The following is a 21,004-nucleotide window of genomic DNA, read 5'->3' as shown; positions in this document are numbered from 1 at the left end:
GGCCAGCGGTTTTGCCGCTACCTACCCGGCTTGTGGAAAAGCCCACAGCCGCATCCGATCCCGTTCCCCCCGCGCGGGCGACCGCGAATGGGGGACGATGTGCGCATGAAGAGCACGCTGCTCGAGGTGAGAACGGGCCACAGTGAAGTGGTACAGGACATCACGCCGCAGTGCGCGACATTCGTGCGCGAAGCGGGCGGCGACGGGCTGCTGCACGTCTTCGTACCGCATGCCACCGCCGGGATCGCGATCATGGAACTCGGCGCGCGCAGCGACGACGACCTGCTGGCCGCACTGCGTGACCTACTGCCCGCCGACGACCGGTGGCGCCACGCCCACGGCTCGCGCGGGCACGGCCGCTCGCACGTGATGCCCGCGCTGATCGCGCCGTACGCGACGGTCCCGGTACTCGGCGGAAAGCTCGCCCTCGGCACCTGGCAGTCGATCGCGCTGGTCGACCTCAATGTGGACAACCCGGACCGGCAGGTGCGGCTGTCGTTCCTCACCGACGCGAGCTGACGCGGCCGGCCGCGCTGCGACCGAGCCGCACCGACGGCACGGGCGATGTCGCCCCCTCTTGACAGCCGCTCGGCGTCAGACCCGATCGTCAGGCTCGGGTGAACCAGCTGACCTGGACTCCGTTGCCGAATTCGGTGCGCTCGGTCGGCCGGAACAACGTCGGGCGGAACTCGCCCGCGAAACCGGGCACGCCGGTGCCCGCGACGACCGGGTAGCTCTTGATCACCAGTTCATCGATCTCCTCCAGCAACGCGGCGGCGAACTTGCCGCCGCCTGCCAGCCAGATGTCCATGCCGTCCTGCCGCTTCAGCTCGCGGACCAGTCCCACCGGGTCGCGCTCGACCAGTTCGACGGCCGGATCATCGATCCGGCCGAGGGTGCTGGACACCACGTACTGCTTCATGTGGCCAAAGGGGCTGGTCACGCCGATGGCCAGGGCCGGATCGTAGGTGCCGCGGCCCATGACCAGCGTGTCGAATTTCTGGTTGGGCGCGTCCACGGAGAGGCCGAAGTGCGGCCGTGCGTGGGTGGGCAGCGTCTCCGGGTATTCGGCGCGCAGCCAGTCCACCATCTCGTCGCCGATCGGGTAGAAGTCGATCTCACCGTTCGGCCCCGCGATGTAGCCGTCGAGGGAGAGGCCGACGAAATAGACGAGTTTTCGCATGAGGATTCCTTCGAACGAGACGACCGGGTCAGGCGCGGGTGAACCAGGTGACCTGCGCGCCGTTACCGAACTCTTTGCGCTGGACCGGGGCGAACAAGGTGGGACGGAACGCGCCGGCGAACGCGGATATGCCGCCGCCCGCGACGACGGGGTAACTCTTGATGATCATCTCGTCGATCTCGCCGAGCAGTTCGGCGGCGAGTTTGCCGCCGCCCGCGAGCCAGATGTCCCCGCCTTCGGCCTGCTTCAGGCCCCGTACCAGCCCGACCGGGTCGCGCTCGACCAGTTCGACGGCCGGGTCATCGATCGGGCCGAGAGTGCTGGACACCACATACTGCTTCAAGTGCGCGTACGGGCTGGTCACGCCTTCGGACAGGGCGGGCTCGTACGTCCCGCGCCCCATCACGACGGTGTCGCATCGTTTGTTCGGCTCGTCCACCGCCAAGCCCGCGTGCGGTCGTACGTGGCTCGGCACGAACTCCGGGTATTCGGCGTTGCTCCAGGCTGCCATCTCCGTATCCCACGGGTAGAAATCCCACTCCCCCGCCGGGCCCGCGATGTAGCCGTCCAGCGAGACGCCCACGTAGTAGACAAGCTTTCGCATACCATTACCGCCCAACACGTTGTACTCTGTCTGTAGTGATTTGAAATGTAGTACTACGAATGGAGTGGTGTCAAGTGCGGACCAACCCGGAACGGCGACAGGCGCTGGTCGACGCCGCGATCGAAGTCCTCGCGCGCGACGGCGCACGCGGACTGACCTTCCGCGCGGTGGACAAGGAGGCCGGCGTACCGGCGGGCACGGCATCGAACTACTTCGCCAACCGCGACGACCTGCTGACCCAGGCAGGCCGCCGTTTCTACGAGCGGCTACAGCCGAGCGAGGCCACCATGGCCAAGCTGACCGGCGGACCGAAGACCCGCGCCAACATCATCGAACTGATGCGGGAGACGGTCGGGCGCATCGAGGCGTTCCGCACCGGCTACCTGGCGCTGCTGGAACTGCGCCTGGAGGCGACGCGGCGACCGGAACTGCGCGCGGTGCTGACCGACCGGGTGCGCGAGGACATCGAGTACAACGTGCGCAACCACCTGGCCGCAGGCCTGCCCGGCGACGAGAAGTCGGTATTGCTGCTCTACCTCGCGCTGAACTGGCTGATCGTCGATCGGCTCACACTGCCCGAGGTGTTCACCGAGGAACAGAGCCGGGAATTGATCGAAGCCGCGGTCGAGCGCGTCATCGGCTCCGAGGACTGAATCGCCACGCGCGACCTACCGCGAATGGTTGTGACGCGCAGCACTGCCGTTCGATAATGGGGCGATGATGGCACATGTAGGAGATCGACTCTGCGTGCACGGGCACGTGGTGGGAGAAGTGGATCACCTGGCCGAGATCATCGAGGTCCGCGGACCGGACGGGACGCCACCGTACGTGGTGCGGTTCTCCGACGGTCGCGAGTCGCTGGTGTATCCAGGGCCCGACGCGATCGTCGAGCCCGCCACGTCGGAATGAACGTCACGCCGGTTCGAGCGAAGGCGCTGCCTTCGCTCGAACCCGGCGCTAGCTGACGAACTTCGTCCGGCCGCGGGTCAGGCGCGTCGTCGGCCGCAGCGCGTCAGCGCGAAAGCCACGATCGCCGCGATCAGCACCCTGCTCGCGATCTCGATGATCGAATTGACGTCCACGGCCGGGTGCCAGGTGAGTTCACCGTCGCGCAGCACGAATGCGCCGACGGGCTTGGCGCCCACTCCGAACGCCGCGCCTTCGCCCGCGCCCTCCCCGTCGGGACCGTTCCCGGTACCGCCGCCCCCGCCCCCGCCGCCACCGACCGCGGCGGCGGGAATGATCGTCGCCCCGCCGGATTCGTAAGGCTCTCCGTATACCCGGCGCACCGTGATCGCGTCCCGTGTCTGCGCCAGCAGTTCGGCGTATTTCATGGCAACCTCCCGACCGGACCGACGGCATCGGATACCGACGATCATTCGGCTCCGATCGTAGGCGCGCGAGGCCCCACTCGACCCCCTCCTTCCACCCGGAAGATGTTCCCGCGGTTGCCGATCGCCGATCTCGACCAGATAACGACATGTTATCCGGTTAGCCGAGATTCCGCCTGGCACAGTCAAGTTGACGAACCGGACAAATCGCGGAGACAATCGGGCCGACTTGTCCATCCGGGGGTCGGAGGTATGCCATGCGCACCAAAACGGATATCCGATTCTTCGTCGACACCGATCCCGAACAGGTCATGGACGCTCTCACGGCGGTCGAATCGCTTCCGGAATGGTCGACCGCCTACAGCGACGTGCGGGTCGCGACCCGCGACGCACGGCGCAGGCCGCGGCGCGTCTTTCTCGCGGCGGAGCTGCTCGGCAGCTCGGATCTGCAAGTACTGGAATACGATTGGACCGACGAGCGGTCTTCCTGGATCGTCGCCGACAGCACCCGGGGTGTGCGGGGCGGCGGCTTTTTCGAGGTGTCCGACAGCGTGGACGGCACGCACGTCTGGTACCACGTCGAGCTCTATCTGCCCCTCCCGGTTCCGGGATTTCTGCTCAAACGCACTTTCCGCAAGGCCAACGAAGTGGTCGTGGAGTGTTTCATCGATTTCGCCGAGCGGTTCCCCGAAACGGAGACCTACCTACCCGTGTAGCCGCGGGCGCTGCTGCGCTCTGCGCGAAATGGGCGGGCGGGCGCGGCAGCGAACCGGCGCCGAACCGGCCGAGGTGCGACGATGAGCGGCATGATCGGTTCCAAACGAGCGCGGTTCCAGCCGATGGCCCAAGACGGCTCGGTAACCCAGCTCGAGCTGTTCTTCGACCTGGTGCTCGTCTTCGCGTTCACCATGGTCACCGGATTGATCGCGGACGACACCAGCGCGAAGAACGCGCTGCGCGCGCTGCTGGTGCTCGCGGTGATGTGGTGGCTGTGGATCGCCTACTCCTGGCTGGGCAACGTCGTTCGCGCCGACGAGGGCATCGCACGGGTGGCGATGTTCGCGGCCATGGGCGGCGCGTTCCTCGCCGCGCTCACCATCCCCGAGGCGTTCGACGACATACCCGGGGGATGGTTCGGGCCCCTGGTCTTCGCCGTCGCGTACCTGATCGTGCGATTGGTGCACGTCGGGATGTACTGGCTGGCCAGTGCCGAGGACCCGCAATTGCGCAGCCAGCTGCTGCGCTGGGCGCTCGGTTCGATCACCCTCGGTACCACGCTGCTGGTCGTCGCCGCGCTGACCGAGGGCACCGCGCAGATCGCCCTGTGGATCGCCGCGATCGCGGGCGACTACCTCTGGACGCTGTTCGCGGGCACCGATTGGCGGTTGAATTCGGCGAGGCATTTCGTCGAGCGCTACGGGCTGATCATCATCGTCGCGCTCGGCGAATCGATCGTCTCGATCGGCATCGGGGTAGCCGGTCTGCCGATCTCCTGGCCGATCGCGCTCGGCTCGTTGCTCGGCCTCGCCGTTTCCGGTCTGCTGTGGTGGGCGTATTTCGACGTCGCGGCCCTGGCGGTGGAGCACGAACTCGTCCGCGCCGAGGGCAAGCGGCAGATCAAGATCGCGCAGGGTTCCTACACCTTCTGGCATTTTCCGATGATCGTCGGGATCATCGCGCTGTCGCTCGGGCTGAAAAAGGTTCTCTACTACGTCGGGGACTCCTCACACCACACCCTGAAGGACCCGCTGTACGGAATTCCGCTCTACGCCCTGTACGGCGGCGTCGTGCTGTACCTGATCGCGCTGGTGGGCTTCAAGCATTTCGCCACGGGCACCATCACGGTGCCGCGGGTAATCGCCGTGGTGGTGCTGCTGGCGCTCATCCCGCTGGCCTGCGCCCTGCCCGCGCTGGCGTCGCTGTCGCTGCTGTGCCTCGTTCTCGTCGCGCTGATCGCTTGGGAGACCGTGCGTTTGGCGCAGCCACGGGACGCGATCAGGCACGCGGTAGCCGATTGACGCGATGCCGCACGCAGTCCTCGTCGGGTGTTCTCCCGTACGCGGACGGCGGCACCCGGACACCGTCGCGGACCGCGTCGCGGATCTGATCGATGTTCTCCCGCAACACATCCGCGACGAGTTCGTCGGTGCGCGGATCCTCCAGCACCTGGAACACGATGCGGAAGGTGGTGTCGGCGATCAGCCGGATGATCTCGTCGTGGAACGGGATGTAGCGCACTCGGCCCGCCCGCGGGTCCTTCTTGATCAACTCCAGGATCATCTCGTCCAGTTCGGCGCGGTTCTCCTCCAGGGCGGCCGCGATGTTGCGGGTGTAGTGCCCGGTGCGCAGCACGTGCGCCACCTCGTCCATCACCGCGATCGTCATCGGACGGCGGATGGTGTCGACGATGGTCGTCACGAACCGGTTCACCACAGCGGCCGTCACCCGGTCCCCGAACACGCGGTCGGCCACCCGGGCGAGCCGGACGACGATCACCACGATCCGCAGCAGCCGGAAGCCGCGGAAGAACGGGCTGGTCACCGGGATCATGCCGAGGACCTCGTACCAGTAGACGAACGGGAAGGTCCACGGCCAGCCCGCGCGGCGCCAGCGCCAGACGAACTCGATCGCGAACACCGCGCACAACGTCCAGTCGACGACCACGATCACGCGATAGGTCTGCCCGGACACCGGGAAGAAGGTGATCCACGCCACCAACGCCACGGAGACGATGGCCAGCGCCAGCATCAGGAAATCCGTCCACAGCATCGGCGGCTTGCGCGGATAGTCCTGCGGCTGCGAAGGTTCCCGCAGACCGTATCTGTCGACAGGCGAACTCTCGATGCCCGAGCTGGGAGTGGGAGCGGACACTGCGAATCCCTTCGACGCCGAACGGTGCCGCCGACATTAGTACGCGGAAAGCGCGCTCGGCGCGGATGGCGATACCCCGCCGAGCGGACTGTCCCGCCCGGCGCCGGATCGGTCAGCGACCGGAGCGAACGATCGCCTCGATATTGCGTTCGGCCAGCGCGGCGATGGTGAGCGACGGGTTGACCGTTCCGGTGCTGCCCGGTATCGCGGCGCCGTCCATCACGTAGAGGCCGGGATGACCGTGCACCCGGCCGTAGCCGTCGGTGGCCCGCCCCAGCACCGCTCCGCCGAGCGGATGCGCGGTGAACAGGGCGTTCGCGTCGTAGCCGAGGGCGCTGTACTCGACCAGGGCGTCCGCTCGTTCGGCGATCCGACGGTCGACCGCCCGGGCCGCGGCCACGGTGTCGTCCCGGTTCTTGGTCGACCAGCTCAGCCCGACGCGGTTGGTGGCCCGGTCGTAGCCGAACCGGGTGCGGGTCGGGTCGAGCACCATGCCGAGCGAGGCGAGCGCGCCGGTTTCGAACGGGATCCCCGGGATGTACCAGCTCTCCAGGGTCAGCGGCACGCCGGACTCGTCGAAGATCCGGCTCGCGCTCGGCACGCCTTGGCCGTGACCGGCCAGCGCGCTGGCGCCGCGGGCGAGCACCACGTCACCGTTGGTGCCCCAGCCGTCGCCCACGTGTTCGTTCAGGTTCGGCAAGGCACCGGTGGCCTGGGCGCGCACCAGCAGTTCGGAGGTGCCGATGGAGCCCGCTCCGAGGAAGAGCCGATCACAGGTGAGGGTGCGGGTGCCCAGCACGTCACCGATCGGCGAGAGCTTCGCCACGGTGACCGCGTAGCGGCCGCCGGACTCCTGTGCGATGGCGTCGACCCGGTGGCCGGGGAAGACCCCGCACCGGCCGGTGCCCTGCGCGGACGCCAGGTAATTCTGATTCAGGTCGAACTTCGCCCCGTTGGAGTTGCCCAGGTTGCTCCTGGCCGCGGTGGCCGAAGCCCTTGTGGCACCGGCGAGTTCGCCGCGCAGGATGTCCCAGTTGAAGATCGAGTCGTTCGCCTGGGGCTGGTAACCGGCCTTGCGAACCTGGTCGTCCCAGGCGCGGGAATGCGCGAACGGCGAGGAGTTGTAGATGTCGGCCGGCATCGGGCTCAGCCGCAGCATCTCCCGCACGCGCGGGTAATAGACGCGCTCCATCTCGCCGTAGTCGACGGCGCCGCCGAAGACGTGGTCGAAGAAGCGGCGCTGCGGGGCGATCATCGCTCCGCTGAAGATCACCGAGCCGCCGCCGACCGCGGCCGCGCGCCAGACGTCGATGCCCGGATACTCGGTGCAGTCGAGCACCCCACCGAAACTGGTGAACTGCATGGGCACCTTGGTGACGCCGGTGAACTGGGTGCGGTGCCAGAAGCCGCGGCCGTCGGGCAGGTCGTCGCCGGTGAAGATCTCCCGCCACGGGTCGTTCGGCCAGCGCGAACCGCGTTCCAGCACGGTGGTCGCGATCCCGGCCTGGGCCAGGCGCAACGCGGTCACCGCGGCGCCGAAGCCCGAGCCGATGACGATCGCGGGCGAGTGCTGCGGCGGGTCGGGAATCGGGGCGAAGATCTCCGGCACCCAGGTGCGGAACAAACCCTCCCAAACCGGGTCGGCGGACGCCACGTTCGTTCCCGCCATCGATCCCACAGCACCGAGCAGGGCGGCCGTGCCCGCCGCCTTGAACAGGGCACGTCTACGCACCGGTCACCTTCCATCATCAGGCTTAGCGTGCGCAGATTACCGGTATTCCCGTTTTGTGAACAGATATCCGTTTTGGCTATCGACCGAACGGCAGCTCGTCCGGGCGGCAGGTCGCCCCGGGCGCCGGTAGGTGCAAGTCGACGAGATAGCGCTCGCGCAGCTTCCTCGTGCAGTCGTTGAGCGGAGTGTGCCCGTATCCCTCTTCGACGACGACCAACCGGGCGTTCACCAATTCCTGCTGCGCGCGCCGCGCCTCGCTGAGCGGAGTGGCCGGGTCGAATCGGTTGTTGACCAACAGAGCCGGGGTGTCCGACCGCAGAATCCACGGCCCGGTATACCGCTGGGCGTATCCCTCCGGCGGAGACTGCCAGGACGCGCACGCTCGGCGCAGCGACAGCCAGAAAGCGCCGTAGGTCGGACTGACCCTCGCGAGATCACTTGCCAGCGCGGTCCATTGACCGGAATCGCGCGGAAACGAGTTGTCGGCGCAGGAAATAGCGGTGAACGAGTCGAGGAAGTCGTTCGGCTGCGCGGTGGCGGCGAGAATCTTTCGCACGGCGTCGGGGTCGCCCGCCGGGCCGCGCTCCAGTTCGGCGAGCAGTCGGGCCAGGGCGGGCCAGCCCTCTTTCGGGTCGTACAGCAGCAGCGCATGCGCCGACAGCACCTCGCTGTAGGTGAGCGTCCGCGCCCGCTCGCCGGTCCCCACCACCAGGGGCGCCGCGCGAAGACGGTGCAGCACAGCGTCGTTGCGCGCCCGGAGATCTGCGGGGCGGACCAGGTCGCCCGCGCCGCCCTGCACGAGGGCACCGCTCTGGCCGGCCTGCGCGGCGAACGCGCAGCCCGCCCGGCCCGCTTCCGCGCACAGCCGGAGGAATTCACCGAATACCTCTTCGGTCCCGGCCGTGGCGCTCTCGATGCCGCTTCGAGTGTCGTTGGTGTACGTGTCGGGGTCGATCATCGACGCCAGGTGCAGCGCACGCACCCGATCGCCGAACAGCGCGCCGTATACCTGCCCCAGATAGCTCGCATAGGAGCCGCCTTCGTAGGTCAGTTGCGGATCGCCGACGGCCCGGCGCAGCAGGTCCAGATCGCGCGCCGCGTCGACCGTGGTCAGGTGCCCGAGCAATGCGCCGCCGTGCGCCGCGCAACCGGCGGCCAGCTCGCGGCCGGCCACGTCGGCCGCGCGCTCCTGCTCCGGATTCGCCGGCGGCAGCAACGCGCCGGTCCAGAACCGGCGTTGCTGCTCGGCGTCCGGGAAACAGCGCACCTGCCCGCTGCGGCCGACCCCGCGCTGGTCGAAGGTGACCACGTCGAAGCGGCGCGCGAGTTCGCCGCCGACCAGTTCCCCCTCCGCCGCCCAGCGCAGTCCCGAACCGCCCGGACCGCCGACGGCGGAGAACAGCGTGCCGATCCGCCGCTGCGGGTCGGTGGCCTGCTGCCGCACCACCGCCAGCCCGAGGGTCGGGCCGTCGGGATGCGCGTAGTCCACCGGCACCTGCGCGGTCGCGCAGTGGAATCGACTCAGCCCCGGCTCGGCGCACGGCGCCCAGTCCAGCTGCGGCGTCGGGACCGCGTCGGCCTGCGCGACCAGGTCCGCGACCGCCGATTCGTGTCGGCTCGGCGGTCCGGCGCAGCCGCTCACGGCGGGTAGCAGCCCGGCGAGCGCGGCGACGATGACGATCTTCCAGCTAGGCACGGCACTCATCCTGAGCCCCGCGCCGGGCCGCCGTCGTCCCCCTGAGGATTGACATCCGACCCTGAGATTCCTGGCGGCACTACCCGGGCTCCCGGCACCCGCCCAGTGCACAGTGCCATCGGACCGCCCTGCTAGGACGTCACCAGCCGGATCACCGCGATCAGGCCGACCACGACGATGACGGCGCGCAGTGCGGTCGGCGGCATCCGCCTGCCCATCCGCGCTCCGAGCTGCCCGCCGATGATCGAGCCGAGCGCGATCAGCGCCACCGCACGCCAGTCCACGTCCGCCAGGACGATGAAGATCAGCGCCGAAACCGCGTTCACGATGAGGGCCAGCACATTCTTCACGCCGTTGAGGCGCTGGATGTCGTCGTGCACGAAAACGCCCAGCAACCCGATCAGCAGCACGCCCTGGGCCGCGCCGAAGTACCCGCCGTAGACGCCCGCGGCGTAGACCGCGGCGAACAGGATGGGACCGCCGTGCTCCGGCACCGGGGCGCCGTCGTTCTCCCTGCGGCGCTTGACCCAGCTCGCCAGCCGCGGCTGCACGACGACGAGCACCAGTGCCACGATGATCAGGATGGGCACGATCGCCTTGAACGCACCGGCGGGCAGGACGAGCAGCAGCACCGCCCCCGTGATGCCGCCGAGCAGCGAGGCCGTGCCCAAGCGCGTCAGCCGGTCACGCTGGCCCGCGAGTTCGCGGCGGTACCCGTGCACGCCGCTGATCGAGCCGGGGACCAGACCGATGGTGTTGGACACATTCGCCGTCACCGGCGGCAGGCCGAACGCGAGGAGTACGGGAAAGGTGATCAGCGTGCCCGAGCCGACGATCGTGTTGATGCCGCCCGCCGCGATGCCGGCACCGAAGACGGCCAGTTGCTCCAGCCAGGTCATAGCCAATCCTTCGACGTCCAGTCGGGCACCGGGCCCGTACCAGCGTTGTCCACTGCCAGGACCGAACGGTAGCCGGATCGTCGGATCACCCGACGACGGGACCTCACTTCCCGACGGTAGGGCGGCACGGTAAACTCTCGGACATCATGCAGCGGGCACTTCTTCTCGACCGCCGCGACGGGGTCTGATCGGACCGGCTCCCGCCGCGGGGTTTTGCCGCGCCGGTCGACCCAGCCCATTGGGAAAAACGACATCCTCGGGAGAAACCCCCATGTCCCCTGCTGACGCGTTCGTATCCACCACCCGCACGATCACGGCACCGAGCAAGCCCGCTCCCGCCGACCAGCCCGGGTGGAACAAACAGAAGAACTCCTCGATGCCGACGTTCCGCTATCGGCCGTTCGCCGAGGAGGTCGAGCCGATCACGCTGCCCGACCGCACCTGGCCGGACCGGGTCATCGACCGGGCGCCCGGCTGGTGCGCGGTGGACCTGCGCGACGGCAACCAGGCGTTGATCGATCCGATGAGCCCGGCCCGCAAGCGCCGCATGTTCGACCTGCTGGTGCGGATGGGTTACAAGGAGATCGAGGTCGGCTTCCCCTCGGCCAGCCAGACCGATTTCGACTTCGTCCGCGAGATCATCGAGGACGGCGCGATCCCTGATGACGTGTCCATCCAGGTGCTGACCCAGTGCCGTCCGGAGTTGATCGAACGCACCTTCGAAGCCTGCGCAGGCGCGCAGAACGTCATCGTGCACTTCTACAACTCCACCTCCATCCTGCAGCGGAAGGTGGTGTTCCGCGCCGATCGCGACGCGGTGAAGAAGATCGCCACCGACGCCGCCGCGCTGTGCCTGGAGACCGAGAAGCGCTACCCGGACACCAACTGGCGCTACGAGTACAGCCCGGAGTCCTACACCGGCACCGAGCTGGAATACGCCAAGGACGTTTGCGACGCGGTTTCCGCGATCATCGCGCCTTCGCCGGAGAAGCCGCTGATCATCAACCTGCCCGCCACCGTGGAGATGGCCACCCCGAACGTCTACGCCGACTCGATCGAGTGGATGAGCCGCAACTTGGCCCGCCGGGACTCGATCGTGCTGTCGCTGCACCCGCACAACGATCGTGGCACCGCGGTGGCCGCAGCCGAACTGGGCTACCAGGCCGGCGCCGACCGGATCGAGGGCTGCCTGTTCGGCAACGGTGAGCGCACCGGCAACGTCTGCTTGGTCACCCTGGGGATGAACATGTTCTCCCGCGGCGTCGACCCGCAGATCAACTTCTCCGACATCGACGAGATCCGCCGCACCGTCGAGTACTGCAACCAGCTGCCGGTGCACGAGCGTCACCCGTACGGCGGCGACCTGGTCTACACCGCCTTCTCCGGCAGCCACCAGGACGCCATCAACAAGGGCCTGGACGCGATGAAGGCCACGGCCGACGCCGCCGAGTCGGATGTCGCCGACATCACCTGGGAGGTGCCCTACCTGCCGATCGACCCGAAGGACGTCGGCCGCACCTACGAGGCGGTCATCCGGGTCAACTCGCAGTCCGGCAAGGGCGGCGTGGCCTACATCATGAAGACCGACCACGGGTTGGCGCTGCCACGGCGGCTGCAGATCGAGTTCTCCCAGGCGATCCAGAAGATCACCGACGGCGAGGGCGGCGAGGTGACGCCCAAGGAGATGTGGGACGTCTTCCACGAGGAGTACCTGAGCCCGATCCGCCCGCTGGAGCGGATGCGCCAGAGGGTCACCGCGTCGGAGACCGACGGCGGCGTCGACTCGATCGTGGCCGTGGTGAAGGTCGACGGTGTCGAGCAGGAGATCACCGGCAAGGGCAACGGACCGCTGGCGGCGTTCGTCGACGCGATCGCCGCGGTCGGCTTCGACGTCGAGGTGCTGGACTACTCCGAGCACGCCATGTCCGCGGGCGATGACGCGCAGGCCGCCGCGTACGTGGAGTGCGCGATCGGCGACCGGGTGGTATGGGGCGTCGGCATCGCCACCTCGATCACGACCGCGTCGCTGCGCGCGGTGGTGTCGGCGGTGAACCGGTCGCACTGACAGCGCATCTCACAACCCATTCGGACGGGCGCCGCGACGGTTCCACCGCGCGGCGCCCGATCCTGCTGGCGCAGACCGCTTGTCAGGGGCCCTATCGCTCCCCACCTCCGGCATGCACCGCGCCACGGCGTAGCGAACCCCGTGCTAGCGTTGGATTCGCACTCCAAGCGCCGAGCTCTCTGCTCGAATTCCCGAGCAGATGGGGGAACCGTGACAACAAACGACCACAATCCGACCTCTCCGCCCTGGCTGCAGAGTCATTCCGTGGATACGGCCGAAGTCAGCGACGCGGAGTCATCGGCTACCGACCCGTCGGCCGAACCAGTCGGCGGCGCGGAAGCGAGGGAAGCCGACGTGGCGGATGGGCCTGCCCAGCCGGACGCGCAGCCCGAACAGCCGGAGCCACACGGCTCAACGGAGCAGACCACGGTCTATCCGCAGGCTGCCGTACCGGCGCAGTCCTGGGCTCCCCCACCAGCCGGACCTGCCGAGCCGTACGGTTCGTACGCCCCGCCGAGCGCAGGCGCGTATCCGCCGCCGTCGCCCTTTCCGGGGGAGCCGTTCCCTACCGGCGCATTTCAGCCGCCGCCGAGTCACAGCGGTAGCCACCCCATAGCCACGCCGCCGGACGGGCCCAATCCCGGTTACGGCGAGTACCGCCAGGAGATCGGCGGCGACGGCTTGGTCCGGCGGGTGCCCGTGGACTCCGGGCCGCCCGAATCCGCTGCGCCGCAACCCGATCAGCCCAGCGGCCCGATCTACAGCTGGGCGCCGCCGCCTCCGCCGGTGACGCATCAGCCTCCGCCGCCCGCCTATCAACCGCCACCCCCGCCGATGGGGCAACCGCAAGGGCCGGGTTGGCAGGACGGGCCGGGTTGGCCGGGTGGACCGAATCCGCATCAGCCCGCGCAGCCGTTCCAGCCGCAGCATCTGACGCAGCCCGGCCAGCCGGGGCATTCGGTGAACGATCTGAACCTGCTCAGGCGGGCCCGTAGGGCGCCGCGCAGCGGTTGGCGCCGTGCCGTGCACAAGGCGTCCGGCGGCATGATCAACCCGGGCGAGTCGGCGGCCGACATCGTCTACCAGGATCTCGCCGACCGGGTGAACCAACCGGTGCGCGGGGACTACCGGATCGCGATCCTCTCGCTGAAGGGCGGCGTCGGGAAGACCACCACCACGGTCGGTCTCGGCTCCACCTTCGCCTCGCAGCGCGGCGACCGGGTCATCGCGATCGACGCCAATCCCGACCTGGGCACACTCGCCCACCGGGTGCCGCGCCAGACCCGCTCCACCGTGCGCAACCTGCTCGAGGATCAGCACATCACCAGGTACTCCGACGTGCGGGCACACACCTCGCAGGCGCCGAGCCGCTTGGAAGTGCTTGCCAGTGAACAGGATCCGGCGGTCTCCGAGGCGTTCAGCGAAGCGGACTACCGCAAGGCGATCAGCATCCTGCAGTCGTTCTACAACATCATCCTGACCGACTGCGGCACCGGCCTGATGCACTCCGCGATGGCGGGCGTGCTGGATATGGCGAGCTCGCTGGTGCTGGTCACCTCGCCCGCCATCGACGGCGCCCGCAGCGCGTCGGCGACGTTGGACTGGCTGGACCACCACGGCTACGGCAAGCTGGTGGAGCGAACGGTCGTGGTGGTGAACGCTTCCCGGCGCGGCGCGTCCACCGTCGATCTCGACCAGCTGCGCAAGCTGTTCCTCGACCGCACCCGCGCGGTGCAGGTGGTTCCGTTCGACGACCACCTCGCCGAGGGCGCGGAGATCGATCTGGAGCTGGTGAGCAAGCCGACGCGGCGGGCGCTGCTGGAGCTGGCGGCGATGGTCGCCGACGACTTCGGCTACGTCAGCTCGCAGACCCAGCACCCCTACCGGCAGCACCAACCGCCGCAAGGATTCTGATCGGTTCGCAGAGCCGACTCGACATCGCCGCCCGGGGGTCATCCTCGTGCGGCGGTGTCTTTTCCGCTCACCGTGCCCGCGTCGGCGGTCGCCATCGCGGCGGCCGATTCGAAAGCAGCGAGCACGGCCGCGACCGCCGGACGGGCATCGACCCGCGGGCGGGTGACCAGTTCGTACATCCGGGCGGCACGCACGCCCGACAACCGCAGCACCGCGAGAGCGGGGTGTCCCACGGCGTAGCGCGGCATGAGCGCGACGCCGTAGCCGGTGGCCACCAGTGTCTCGATAACGCGGAAATCGTTCAGGCGCTGCGCTATCCGCGGCTGGACGCCGGTCACGGTGGCGATCGAGCGCAGCACGTCGTCGACCGGGAAACCGCCCCGCACGCTCAGCCAGGTCTCGTCGGCCAATTCCTCCGGCGCGACGGCCGAACGGCCCGCGAGCCGATGGGTCGGGGCGGCCACAACGTCGATCGGCTCGCGCATGAGCACCCGGGTCGAGACGCGCGGGTCGGCGATCGGTGCGGCGCGTTCGTCGCGGTGGGTCAGGACCACGTCGTAGTCGGCGAGCAGGCGCGCCACCTCCGACGGGGGCACGTCCTCGTCTCGCGCGATCACCTCCACGCCGCTGTCCACCATGCCGGGCAGCACATGGGGCAGCAGCAACGCACCACCCGAGGGGAACACCGCGACGCGGACCCGCCCGCGCGGCGAGCCACGGTAGTGCGCCATCTCGGCGACCGCGCGGTCCATGGCGGCGAGCACCTCGTCGGCGCGCACCACCAAGGCGCGGCCCGCGTCGGTGAGACGCACCCGTCTGCCGTCCGGTTCGAGCAGGGCCACCCCGGCCTCCCTGGCCAGCACCTTGAGCTGTTGCGAGACGGCAGAGGGTGTCATCGACAGCGCCGAGGCCACAGCGGCGACGGTGCCCCGATCGGCGAGTTCACGCAGCACACGCAGCCGTTCCAGCGCCATGGGCGGGCCGGTAGCGGCGGGGGCGGAGCTCAAATCCATTAAGCAACGCTACATCATCAGTAAATAATTATTCGATTGTTCTGATCATTAGCAACTCGCACGATGAGGATGTGACCAACCGCGACCGCCTGCTCGGCTTGACCGTCGTCCTGCTCTGGGGACTGAATTTCCTCGCCATCCGGGTGGGGCTCGACCACTTCCCGCCGTTCTTCTTCGCGGCACTGCGCTTCGCGGTGCTCGCGGTCCCCGCCCTGCTGTTCATCCCGCGTCCCGCGGTGCGAATGCGCTGGATCCTGCTGTACGGCACCGGTTTCGGCATCCTGCAGTTCGCGTTCCTGTTCACCGCGATGCGGGTGGGCATGCCGACCGGACTCGCCTCGCTGGTGCTGCAATCCTCCGCGCCGTTCACCGTGCTGCTCGGCACGCTCCTGCTGGGCGAGCGGATGCGTCCGGTGCAGGTCGGTGGCATCACCGTCGCGGTGGCGGGCATGGCGTTGATCGGCTGGGACCGACTGGAACACGCCGCGCTGCTGCCCGTGCTGCTGACCCTCGCGGGCGGGCTCGGCTGGGCCTTCGGCAATATCGGCGCGCGCCTGGCCGGTACCGAGTCCCCGGGCGTCAACCCGCTGCACCTGATGCTGTGGACGACCGCCGTCCCGCCGGTGCCGCTGTTCGCGCTGTCCCTGTTCGCCGAAGGGCCGACCACGGGCGCTCGCGCCTTGGCCGAGTCGTTCACAGCTGAGGGTTTGCCCGCTCTCCTGGCGCTCGCCTATATCGCCGTCCTCGCCACCGTGGTCGGCACGGGACTGTGGACCTACCTGCTCGGGCGCTATCCGGCAGGTCTGGTCGCGCCGTTCTCGCTGCTCGTTCCGGTCGTCGGAATCGCCGCGGCCTGGACTGTCCTCCACGAGACACCGACCCCGTTGTCGCTGGTCGGCGGCGTCGTGGTGCTGGCGGGCGCGTTCGCCGCCACGTCGAGCAGGCCGCGTGCGGCGACGACGGATGTCCGCACCGGGACACCGAGCACCCCCGCGCCGGCCGGCTCCGGCCGCCCGGCCTGAACGGGCGGTCACGCCTCGATCCGGCCACCCCGTGTGTGCTCGGTCGCGCAGATTCCGCGGAGCGCACCGATCGCTTTGCGGGGTCGGTGCGAGATGTTCGAATTGCCGCCTTAAAGTAGTGCCCGGCGTGGAGGTTGGTCCCGGTTCTAGGCAGCAGAGCGGCGCATGGCAGAAAATCGATGGACCGTATCGCGAAGAGCACTGCTTCGTAACACGGTCGCAGCGGGGGTGGCTACAGCGGGGGCGCTGACGGCGGGTGCGTTGCTACCGACACCGGCCGCGGCGAATCCCGGCGGACGACGGGTCGCGGTGCTCGGCGGCGGTGTCGCCGGCCTCACCGCCGCGCACGAACTGGCGGAACGCGGATTCCAGGTCACCGTCTACGAAAAGCGCGCGTGGGGCGGCAAAGCCCGCAGCGTCGGCGTACCGGGCACCGGAGCGGGGGGACGGCCGGATCTGCCCGGCGAGCACGGTTTTCGCTTCTTCCCCGGCTTCTATCAGCACGTGCCCGACACCATGCGGCGAATCCCCTTCCCTGGCAACGCCAACGGAGTCTGGGACAACCTCGTCGCGGTGCCGGAGGCACGATTCGCACGACGCGGCGGTGACGACTTCCGCGTCCCGCTCGGCCCGCGCGCCCGCTCGGGCTTCAACCCCGAAGCCTTCCGTGAAACGCTCGGCGCCGGGCTGTCCACCGCGCTGAAAATGCCCGCCGACGAGGGAATCTACTTCGCCGAACGCCTGCTGGTCTTCAACACCAGTTGCGACGCCCGCCGCCTCGGACAGTGGGAACGCACGTCCTGGCACGATTTCGTCGGCGGTCACGCGCGCTCGCACGAGTTCCGCGCGCTGCTCTCGCGCACGCTGACCAGCATCATGGTCGCCGCGAAGGAGAACGTGGCCAGCGTGCGCACCATCGGCACGATGGGTGAGCAGTTCCTCGGCAATCCCTTCGAGATCGGTAACGACGGCGGCCTCGACCGGGTGCTGAACGGTCCGACCAACGCGGTGTGGATCGACCCGTGGATGCGGCGGATCCGGGAACTCGGAGCGGAGTTCGTGCTCGGCGCCGAGGTGCGCGAACTCGAGGTGCGCGACCGCAGGATCACCGCGGCCCGCATCCTGGACGAGACCGGCGCACAGCGCACGATCGAGGCCGACTACTTCGTCGTCGCGCTGCCCGCCGAACGGGCGCGCACCCTGTGGTCGCCGCAAGTGCTCGCCGTGCAGCCCGAGTTGGCCGCGATGGACAACCTCTTCACCGACTGGATGAACGGCATCCAGTTCTATCTGCGCCGACCGGCGGAGATCTCGCGCGGCCACACCGCCTACATCGATGCGCCGTGGTCGCTCACTTCGATCAGCCAGAACCAGCTGTGGCGCCGCAAGCTGCCCGAGTTCGGCGACGGCAGCGTGCAGGATTGCCTGTCGGTGGACATCTCCGACTGGAACACCCCCGGCATCTTGTTCGGCAAACCGGCCAAGGAGTGCACGCACGAGGAGATCGCCCGCGAGACCTGGGCGCAGATCCGGGCCCACCTGGACGACCGCAGCGAGGTGCTGCGCGACGCCGACCTGCACTCCTGGTTCCTCGACCCGGGCATCACCTGGCAGGAGGGGCAGCGGCGCAACGCCAACGCCGACCCGCTGCTGATCAACACGGCCGGGTCGTGGGAGTACCGTCCGCAACCGCACGGCGCACTGGAGAACCTGTTCCTGGCAGGCGATTACGTGCGCACGAACGTCGACCTGGCCACCATGGAGGGCGCCAACGAATCCGCGCGCGCCGCGGTGAACGCGCTACTGGAGGTGTCCGGTTCGAACGCGGAGCGCTGCCGGATGTACACCCTGTTCCGCGCGCCCGAACTGGAACCGCTGCGCCGGATCGACGCCGACCGCTACGCGGCCGGACAGCCGAACATATTCGACATGCCCGTCTGAACGTGATTCATATCCCCTCGGCGGACCGGAATTCGATCGCCCCGCCCTTGCGGACGGTGCTTCAATCGAATCATGCGCGAGAGCACCGGCCCGAACGAGATCACCGACCCGACGGACCTGCGGGAGTTGCTCGGCGCGGTGATGCCGCGCGCCGCGACCAAGGAGCGAGCCGCATTGCACGCCAGGGACCGCGAGTGGATCGCCACCTCGCCGTTCCTGGTGATGAGCACCAGCGACGCGGACGGCAACTGCGATGCCTCCCCCAAAGGCGATCCGGCCGGATTCGTGCGGGTGCTCGACGACACCACCATCGCCATTCCCGAGCGCCCTGGTAACCGGCGCGCCGACGGCTACCTCAATATCCTGGCCAACCCGCACGTCGGGCTGATGTTCGTGATTCCGGGCCGCCGCGAAACGCTGCGGATCAACGGCCGCGCGCGGCTGGTGCGCGACGCGCCGTACTTCGACGACATGGTGGTGCGCGGGCACCGCCCGATCCTCGCCGTCGAGGTGGACATCGACCAGATCTTCTTCCACTGTGCCAAGGCGTTCATGCGAAGCCACCTGTGGGAGCCGCAACAGTGGCCGCAGGACTCTCTGCCGAGCGCCGCCTGCCTGGTCAAAGAGGTGCAGACGAACGTCACCGAGACGGTGGAGGAGCTGGAGCGCTACTACTCCCCGGAGAACTACGCCGCCAAGCTCTACCAGGGCTGAGCCGCGTGGCCCACGCCACCCGACCGCGGCGCGCCCGGATCGCGGGGCGAACATAGACTCGCGACGTGGCAGAGATATCGGTGCGTGGACGGCTCGCGCTGGCGGCGGCGGCCGCGGCGTCCTGGGCCTCGCAGAAGGCGGGTCGCGGCAAGGGCTCGATGATCGGCGGCCTGATCGCGTTGAAAATCGATCCGACCGTCATGGACCAGCTGGGGCGGCAGCGGCGCACCGTGCTGGTGACCGGCACGAACGGCAAGTCCACCACCACGCGGATGACCACCGCCGCGCTCAGCACGCTGGGCACGGTCGCGACCCAGGCCGACGGTGCGAACATGGACGCGGGCATCGTCGCCGCGCTCAACGCGCACCGGCGCGCGCCGCTGGCCGCGATCGAGGTGGACGAACTGCACCTGCCGCACGTCACCGATTCGCTGAACCCCTCGGCGGTGGTACTGCTGAACCTCAGCCGTGACCAGCTCGACCGGGTCGGCGAGATCAACATGATCGAGCGCAAGCTGCGCGCCGGGCTGGCCGGGCATCCCGCCACCGTCGTGGTGGCCAACTGCGACGACGTGCTGGTCACCTCGATCGCCTACGACCATCCCAACGTGGTGTGGGTGTCCGCGGGCAGCGGCTGGGCGATGGACGCGACCAGCTGCCCCCGCAGCGGCGAGCCGATCGTCTGGGAGGGGACGCACTGGCGCAGTACCGGCGCGGACTTCCAACGCCCCGAACCGGATTGGTGGCTCGACGGGGACGATCTGGTCGGGCCGGACGGCGTGCGCTTCCCGTTGCGGCTGGCACTGCCCGGCCGGGCCAATCGCGGCAATGCCGCACAGGCGGTGGCCGCGGCCGTCGCACTGGGCGCCGATGCGGAGCAGGCGGTCGCGGCCGCGGGCACGGTGCGTGAGATCGCGGGCCGCTACCGCACCGTGCAGGTCGGCGAGCACGACGCGCGTCTGCTGCTGGCGAAGAACCCAGCCGGGTGGCAGGAGGCGCTATCGATGATCGAGCCGACCTCGGCGGGGCTGGTGATCGCCGTGAACGGCCAGGTGCCCGACGGCGAGGACCTGTCCTGGCTGTGGGACGTGCGCTTCGAGCACTTCGAAGGCGTGCAGGTGGTGGCGGCCGGCGAGCGGGCCACCGATCTCGCCGTACGACTGACCTACGCGGGCGTGGAGCACACCACGGTGCCCGATCCGGTGCGCGCCATCGCGTCGTGCCCGGCCGGCCATGTGGAAGTGCTGGCGAACTACACCGCGTTCCGCGATCTCAACCGTGACCTCGAGGAGCGGGCATCATGAGCGAATCGACCCTGCGCATCGGCCTGGTGCTGCCGGACGTGATGGGCACCTACGGCGACGGCGGCAACGCCCTCGTGCTGCGACAGCGGCTGCGCATGCGCGGCTACGACGCCGAGATCGTCGAGATCACGCTGTCGGAGCCGGTGCCGGATTCCCTGGACATCTACACCCTCGGCGGCGCGGAGGATTCCGCCCAGCGGCTGGCCACCCGGCACCTGCAACGCTATCCCGGCTTGCAGCGCGCCGCCGCGAAAGGCGCTCCGATACTGGCGATCTGCGCGGCCATCCAGGTGCTCGGCCAGTGGTACGAGACCTCGACGGGCGAGCGGGTGGACGGCGTCGGCCTGATCGACGTCACCACGTCGCCGCAGGCCAAGCGCGCCATCGGCGAGGTGACCACCGCACCGCTGCTCGACGGGCTCACCGCGGCGCTCACCGGCTTCGAAAACCACCGGGGCGGAACGAAACTCGGCGGCGAGGCGCACGGCCTGGCCCGGGTCAACCGCGGCGTCGGCAACGGCGTCGGCGACGGGCTGGAAGGCGTCGTCCAGGGTTCGGTGATCGGCACCTACATGCACGGTCCGGCGCTGGCACGCAACCCAGAACTCGCCGACCTGCTGCTGACGCGCGCCCTCGGCGGCACCGAACTGGCCCCCCTGGACCTCCCCGAGGTGGACCAGCTGCGCCGCGAGCGCCTGCGCGCCTGAGCCGCGTG

General features: G+C 69.0%; 20 protein-coding genes. 12 read left to right on the top strand and 8 right to left on the bottom strand.

Translation table 11 applies throughout. The annotated features are described in order from the left end of the window. Positions 1-105 precede the first annotated feature (105 nt). A complete protein-coding gene (locus tag ON19_RS01865) occupies positions 106-519 on the top strand; it encodes a secondary thiamine-phosphate synthase enzyme YjbQ (protein WP_043685707.1) in 414 nt (137 codons plus the stop codon). Between the two features lie 88 nt (positions 520-607). Here the strand turns inward: ON19_RS01865 and ON19_RS01860 are convergent, their stop codons facing one another. Together ON19_RS01860 and ON19_RS01855 are read right to left on the bottom strand one after the other, a co-directional pair. Continuing rightward, positions 608-1,183 carry a dihydrofolate reductase family protein gene (locus ON19_RS01860; RefSeq protein WP_043685530.1) on the bottom strand — a complete coding sequence of 192 codons (576 nt, stop codon included), beginning with the start codon at positions 1,181-1,183 and terminating at the stop codon, positions 608-610. 28 nt (positions 1,184-1,211) lie between these two features. Further along, positions 1,212-1,787: a dihydrofolate reductase family protein gene (locus ON19_RS01855; protein WP_043685523.1), complete on the bottom strand. Its 576-nt coding sequence runs from the start codon at positions 1,785-1,787 to the stop codon at positions 1,212-1,214. Positions 1,788-1,861: 74 nt separating this feature from the next. Between ON19_RS01855 and ON19_RS01850 the strand changes: the two genes are divergently transcribed. After that, positions 1,862-2,440 (top strand): TetR/AcrR family transcriptional regulator, encoded by a 579-nt coding sequence (locus ON19_RS01850; RefSeq protein ID WP_372478669.1) that lies wholly within the window; start codon positions 1,862-1,864, stop codon positions 2,438-2,440. Positions 2,441-2,504: 64 nt separating this feature from the next. After that, positions 2,505-2,696 (top strand): DUF1918 domain-containing protein, encoded by a 192-nt coding sequence (locus ON19_RS01845; RefSeq protein WP_043685516.1) that lies wholly within the window; start codon positions 2,505-2,507, stop codon positions 2,694-2,696. A 77-nt stretch (positions 2,697-2,773) separates the two neighbouring features. On the opposite strand, the gene ON19_RS41285 is transcribed toward ON19_RS01845, so the two are convergent. Beyond that, the gene (locus ON19_RS41285; RefSeq protein WP_043685514.1) at positions 2,774-3,121 is read right to left on the bottom strand and encodes a spore germination protein GerW family protein; all 348 of its coding nucleotides are present in this window, start codon (positions 3,119-3,121) and stop codon (positions 2,774-2,776) included. A gap of 254 nt (positions 3,122-3,375) precedes the next feature. Here ON19_RS41285 and ON19_RS01835 point away from each other — a divergent pair, with 254 nt between their 5' ends. Continuing rightward, complete coding sequence (locus ON19_RS01835) at positions 3,376-3,834, top strand: SRPBCC family protein (RefSeq protein WP_043685510.1); 459 nt, start codon at positions 3,376-3,378, stop codon at positions 3,832-3,834. A 90-nt stretch (positions 3,835-3,924) separates the two neighbouring features. Beyond that, entirely contained in the window at positions 3,925-5,136 is a 1,212-nt protein-coding gene (locus tag ON19_RS01830) for a low temperature requirement protein A (protein ID WP_043685703.1), read from the top strand. Here ON19_RS01830 and ON19_RS01825 read toward each other — a convergent pair. From ON19_RS01825 to ON19_RS01810, 4 genes are all read right to left on the bottom strand, one after another. After that, the gene (locus tag ON19_RS01825) at positions 5,114-5,989 is read right to left on the bottom strand and encodes an ion transporter (protein ID WP_227954562.1); all 876 of its coding nucleotides are present in this window, start codon (positions 5,987-5,989) and stop codon (positions 5,114-5,116) included. The genes ON19_RS01830 and ON19_RS01825 overlap by 23 nt on opposite strands. A 112-nt stretch (positions 5,990-6,101) precedes the next feature. Beyond that, positions 6,102-7,721 carry a GMC oxidoreductase gene (locus ON19_RS01820; RefSeq protein WP_043685505.1) on the bottom strand — a complete coding sequence of 540 codons (1,620 nt, stop codon included), beginning with the start codon at positions 7,719-7,721 and terminating at the stop codon, positions 6,102-6,104. Positions 7,722-7,797: 76 nt separating this feature from the next. Beyond that, positions 7,798-9,426: an alpha/beta hydrolase gene (locus tag ON19_RS01815; RefSeq protein ID WP_043685501.1), complete on the bottom strand. Its 1,629-nt coding sequence runs from the start codon at positions 9,424-9,426 to the stop codon at positions 7,798-7,800. 122 nt (positions 9,427-9,548) lie between these two features. Next, on the bottom strand, positions 9,549-10,316 hold the full coding sequence (locus tag ON19_RS01810; RefSeq protein ID WP_043685495.1) for a sulfite exporter TauE/SafE family protein: 768 nt from the start codon (positions 10,314-10,316) through the stop codon (positions 9,549-9,551). 271 nt (positions 10,317-10,587) lie between these two features. Here ON19_RS01810 and leuA point away from each other — a divergent pair, with 271 nt between their 5' ends. Both leuA and ON19_RS01800 read left to right on the top strand, forming a co-directional pair. Next, on the top strand, positions 10,588-12,381 hold the full coding sequence (leuA, locus tag ON19_RS01805) for a 2-isopropylmalate synthase (RefSeq protein ID WP_043685491.1): 1,794 nt from the start codon (positions 10,588-10,590) through the stop codon (positions 12,379-12,381). Between the two features lie 264 nt (positions 12,382-12,645). Then, positions 12,646-14,295: a MinD/ParA family ATP-binding protein gene (locus ON19_RS01800; RefSeq protein ID WP_043685485.1), complete on the top strand. Its 1,650-nt coding sequence runs from the start codon at positions 12,646-12,648 to the stop codon at positions 14,293-14,295. A 38-nt stretch (positions 14,296-14,333) separates the two neighbouring features. On the opposite strand, the gene ON19_RS01795 is transcribed toward ON19_RS01800, so the two are convergent. After that, a complete protein-coding gene (locus ON19_RS01795; protein WP_051168445.1) occupies positions 14,334-15,269 on the bottom strand; it encodes a LysR family transcriptional regulator in 936 nt (311 codons plus the stop codon). Between the two features lie 110 nt (positions 15,270-15,379). Between ON19_RS01795 and ON19_RS01790 the strand changes: the two genes are divergently transcribed. The 5 genes from ON19_RS01790 to ON19_RS01770 all read left to right on the top strand — a co-directional run bounded on the left by ON19_RS01790 (position 15,380) and on the right by ON19_RS01770 (position 20,996). Then, positions 15,380-16,330 carry an EamA family transporter gene (locus ON19_RS01790; protein ID WP_043685481.1) on the top strand — a complete coding sequence of 317 codons (951 nt, stop codon included), beginning with the start codon at positions 15,380-15,382 and terminating at the stop codon, positions 16,328-16,330. Positions 16,331-16,495: 165 nt separating this feature from the next. After that, positions 16,496-18,271, top strand: coding sequence for a hydroxysqualene dehydroxylase (locus tag ON19_RS01785; protein ID WP_051168440.1), 1,776 nt, complete (start codon positions 16,496-16,498; stop codon positions 18,269-18,271). A gap of 72 nt (positions 18,272-18,343) precedes the next feature. Then, a complete protein-coding gene (locus tag ON19_RS01780) occupies positions 18,344-18,985 on the top strand; it encodes a pyridoxamine 5'-phosphate oxidase family protein (RefSeq protein WP_043685477.1) in 642 nt (213 codons plus the stop codon). A gap of 65 nt (positions 18,986-19,050) precedes the next feature. Continuing rightward, entirely contained in the window at positions 19,051-20,289 is a 1,239-nt protein-coding gene (locus ON19_RS01775; RefSeq protein WP_043685472.1) for a MurT ligase domain-containing protein, read from the top strand. Next, entirely contained in the window at positions 20,286-20,996 is a 711-nt protein-coding gene (locus ON19_RS01770; protein WP_043685469.1) for a type 1 glutamine amidotransferase, read from the top strand. The genes ON19_RS01775 and ON19_RS01770 overlap by 4 nt, the downstream gene beginning before the upstream one ends. The last annotated feature ends 8 nt before the right edge of the window (positions 20,997-21,004 follow it).

The organism is Nocardia abscessus NBRC 100374 (genome assembly GCF_000308455.1).
Lineage (GTDB): Bacteria > Actinomycetota > Actinomycetes > Mycobacteriales > Mycobacteriaceae > Nocardia > Nocardia abscessus.
The sequence above is the reverse complement of the archived record's forward strand: the minus strand, read 5'-3'. Positions and strand labels throughout refer to the sequence as shown.

Excerpts from the sequence above, each read along its gene's own strand:
- ON19_RS01815 (WP_043685501.1), bottom strand. The coding sequence starts at position 9,426 with ATGAGTGCCGTGCCTAGCTGGAAGATCGTCATCGTCGCCGCGCTCGCC.
- ON19_RS41285 (WP_043685514.1), bottom strand. The coding sequence starts at position 3,121 with ATGAAATACGCCGAACTGCTGGCGCAGACACGGGACGCGATCACGGTG.
- ON19_RS01865 (WP_043685707.1), top strand. The coding sequence starts at position 106 with ATGAAGAGCACGCTGCTCGAGGTGAGAACGGGCCACAGTGAAGTGGTA.
- ON19_RS01860 (WP_043685530.1), bottom strand. The coding sequence starts at position 1,183 with ATGCGAAAACTCGTCTATTTCGTCGGCCTCTCCCTCGACGGCTACATC.
- ON19_RS01855 (WP_043685523.1), bottom strand. The coding sequence starts at position 1,787 with ATGCGAAAGCTTGTCTACTACGTGGGCGTCTCGCTGGACGGCTACATC.
- leuA (WP_043685491.1), top strand. The coding sequence starts at position 10,588 with ATGTCCCCTGCTGACGCGTTCGTATCCACCACCCGCACGATCACGGCA.
- ON19_RS01845 (WP_043685516.1), top strand. The coding sequence starts at position 2,505 with ATGATGGCACATGTAGGAGATCGACTCTGCGTGCACGGGCACGTGGTG.
- ON19_RS01795 (WP_051168445.1), bottom strand. The coding sequence starts at position 15,269 with ATGGCGCTGGAACGGCTGCGTGTGCTGCGTGAACTCGCCGATCGGGGC.
- ON19_RS01835 (WP_043685510.1), top strand. The coding sequence starts at position 3,376 with ATGCGCACCAAAACGGATATCCGATTCTTCGTCGACACCGATCCCGAA.
- ON19_RS01785 (WP_051168440.1), top strand. The coding sequence starts at position 16,496 with ATGGCAGAAAATCGATGGACCGTATCGCGAAGAGCACTGCTTCGTAAC.
- ON19_RS01780 (WP_043685477.1), top strand. The coding sequence starts at position 18,344 with ATGCGCGAGAGCACCGGCCCGAACGAGATCACCGACCCGACGGACCTG.
- ON19_RS01830 (WP_043685703.1), top strand. The coding sequence starts at position 3,925 with ATGATCGGTTCCAAACGAGCGCGGTTCCAGCCGATGGCCCAAGACGGC.
- ON19_RS01770 (WP_043685469.1), top strand. The coding sequence starts at position 20,286 with ATGAGCGAATCGACCCTGCGCATCGGCCTGGTGCTGCCGGACGTGATG.
- ON19_RS01810 (WP_043685495.1), bottom strand. The coding sequence starts at position 10,316 with ATGACCTGGCTGGAGCAACTGGCCGTCTTCGGTGCCGGCATCGCGGCG.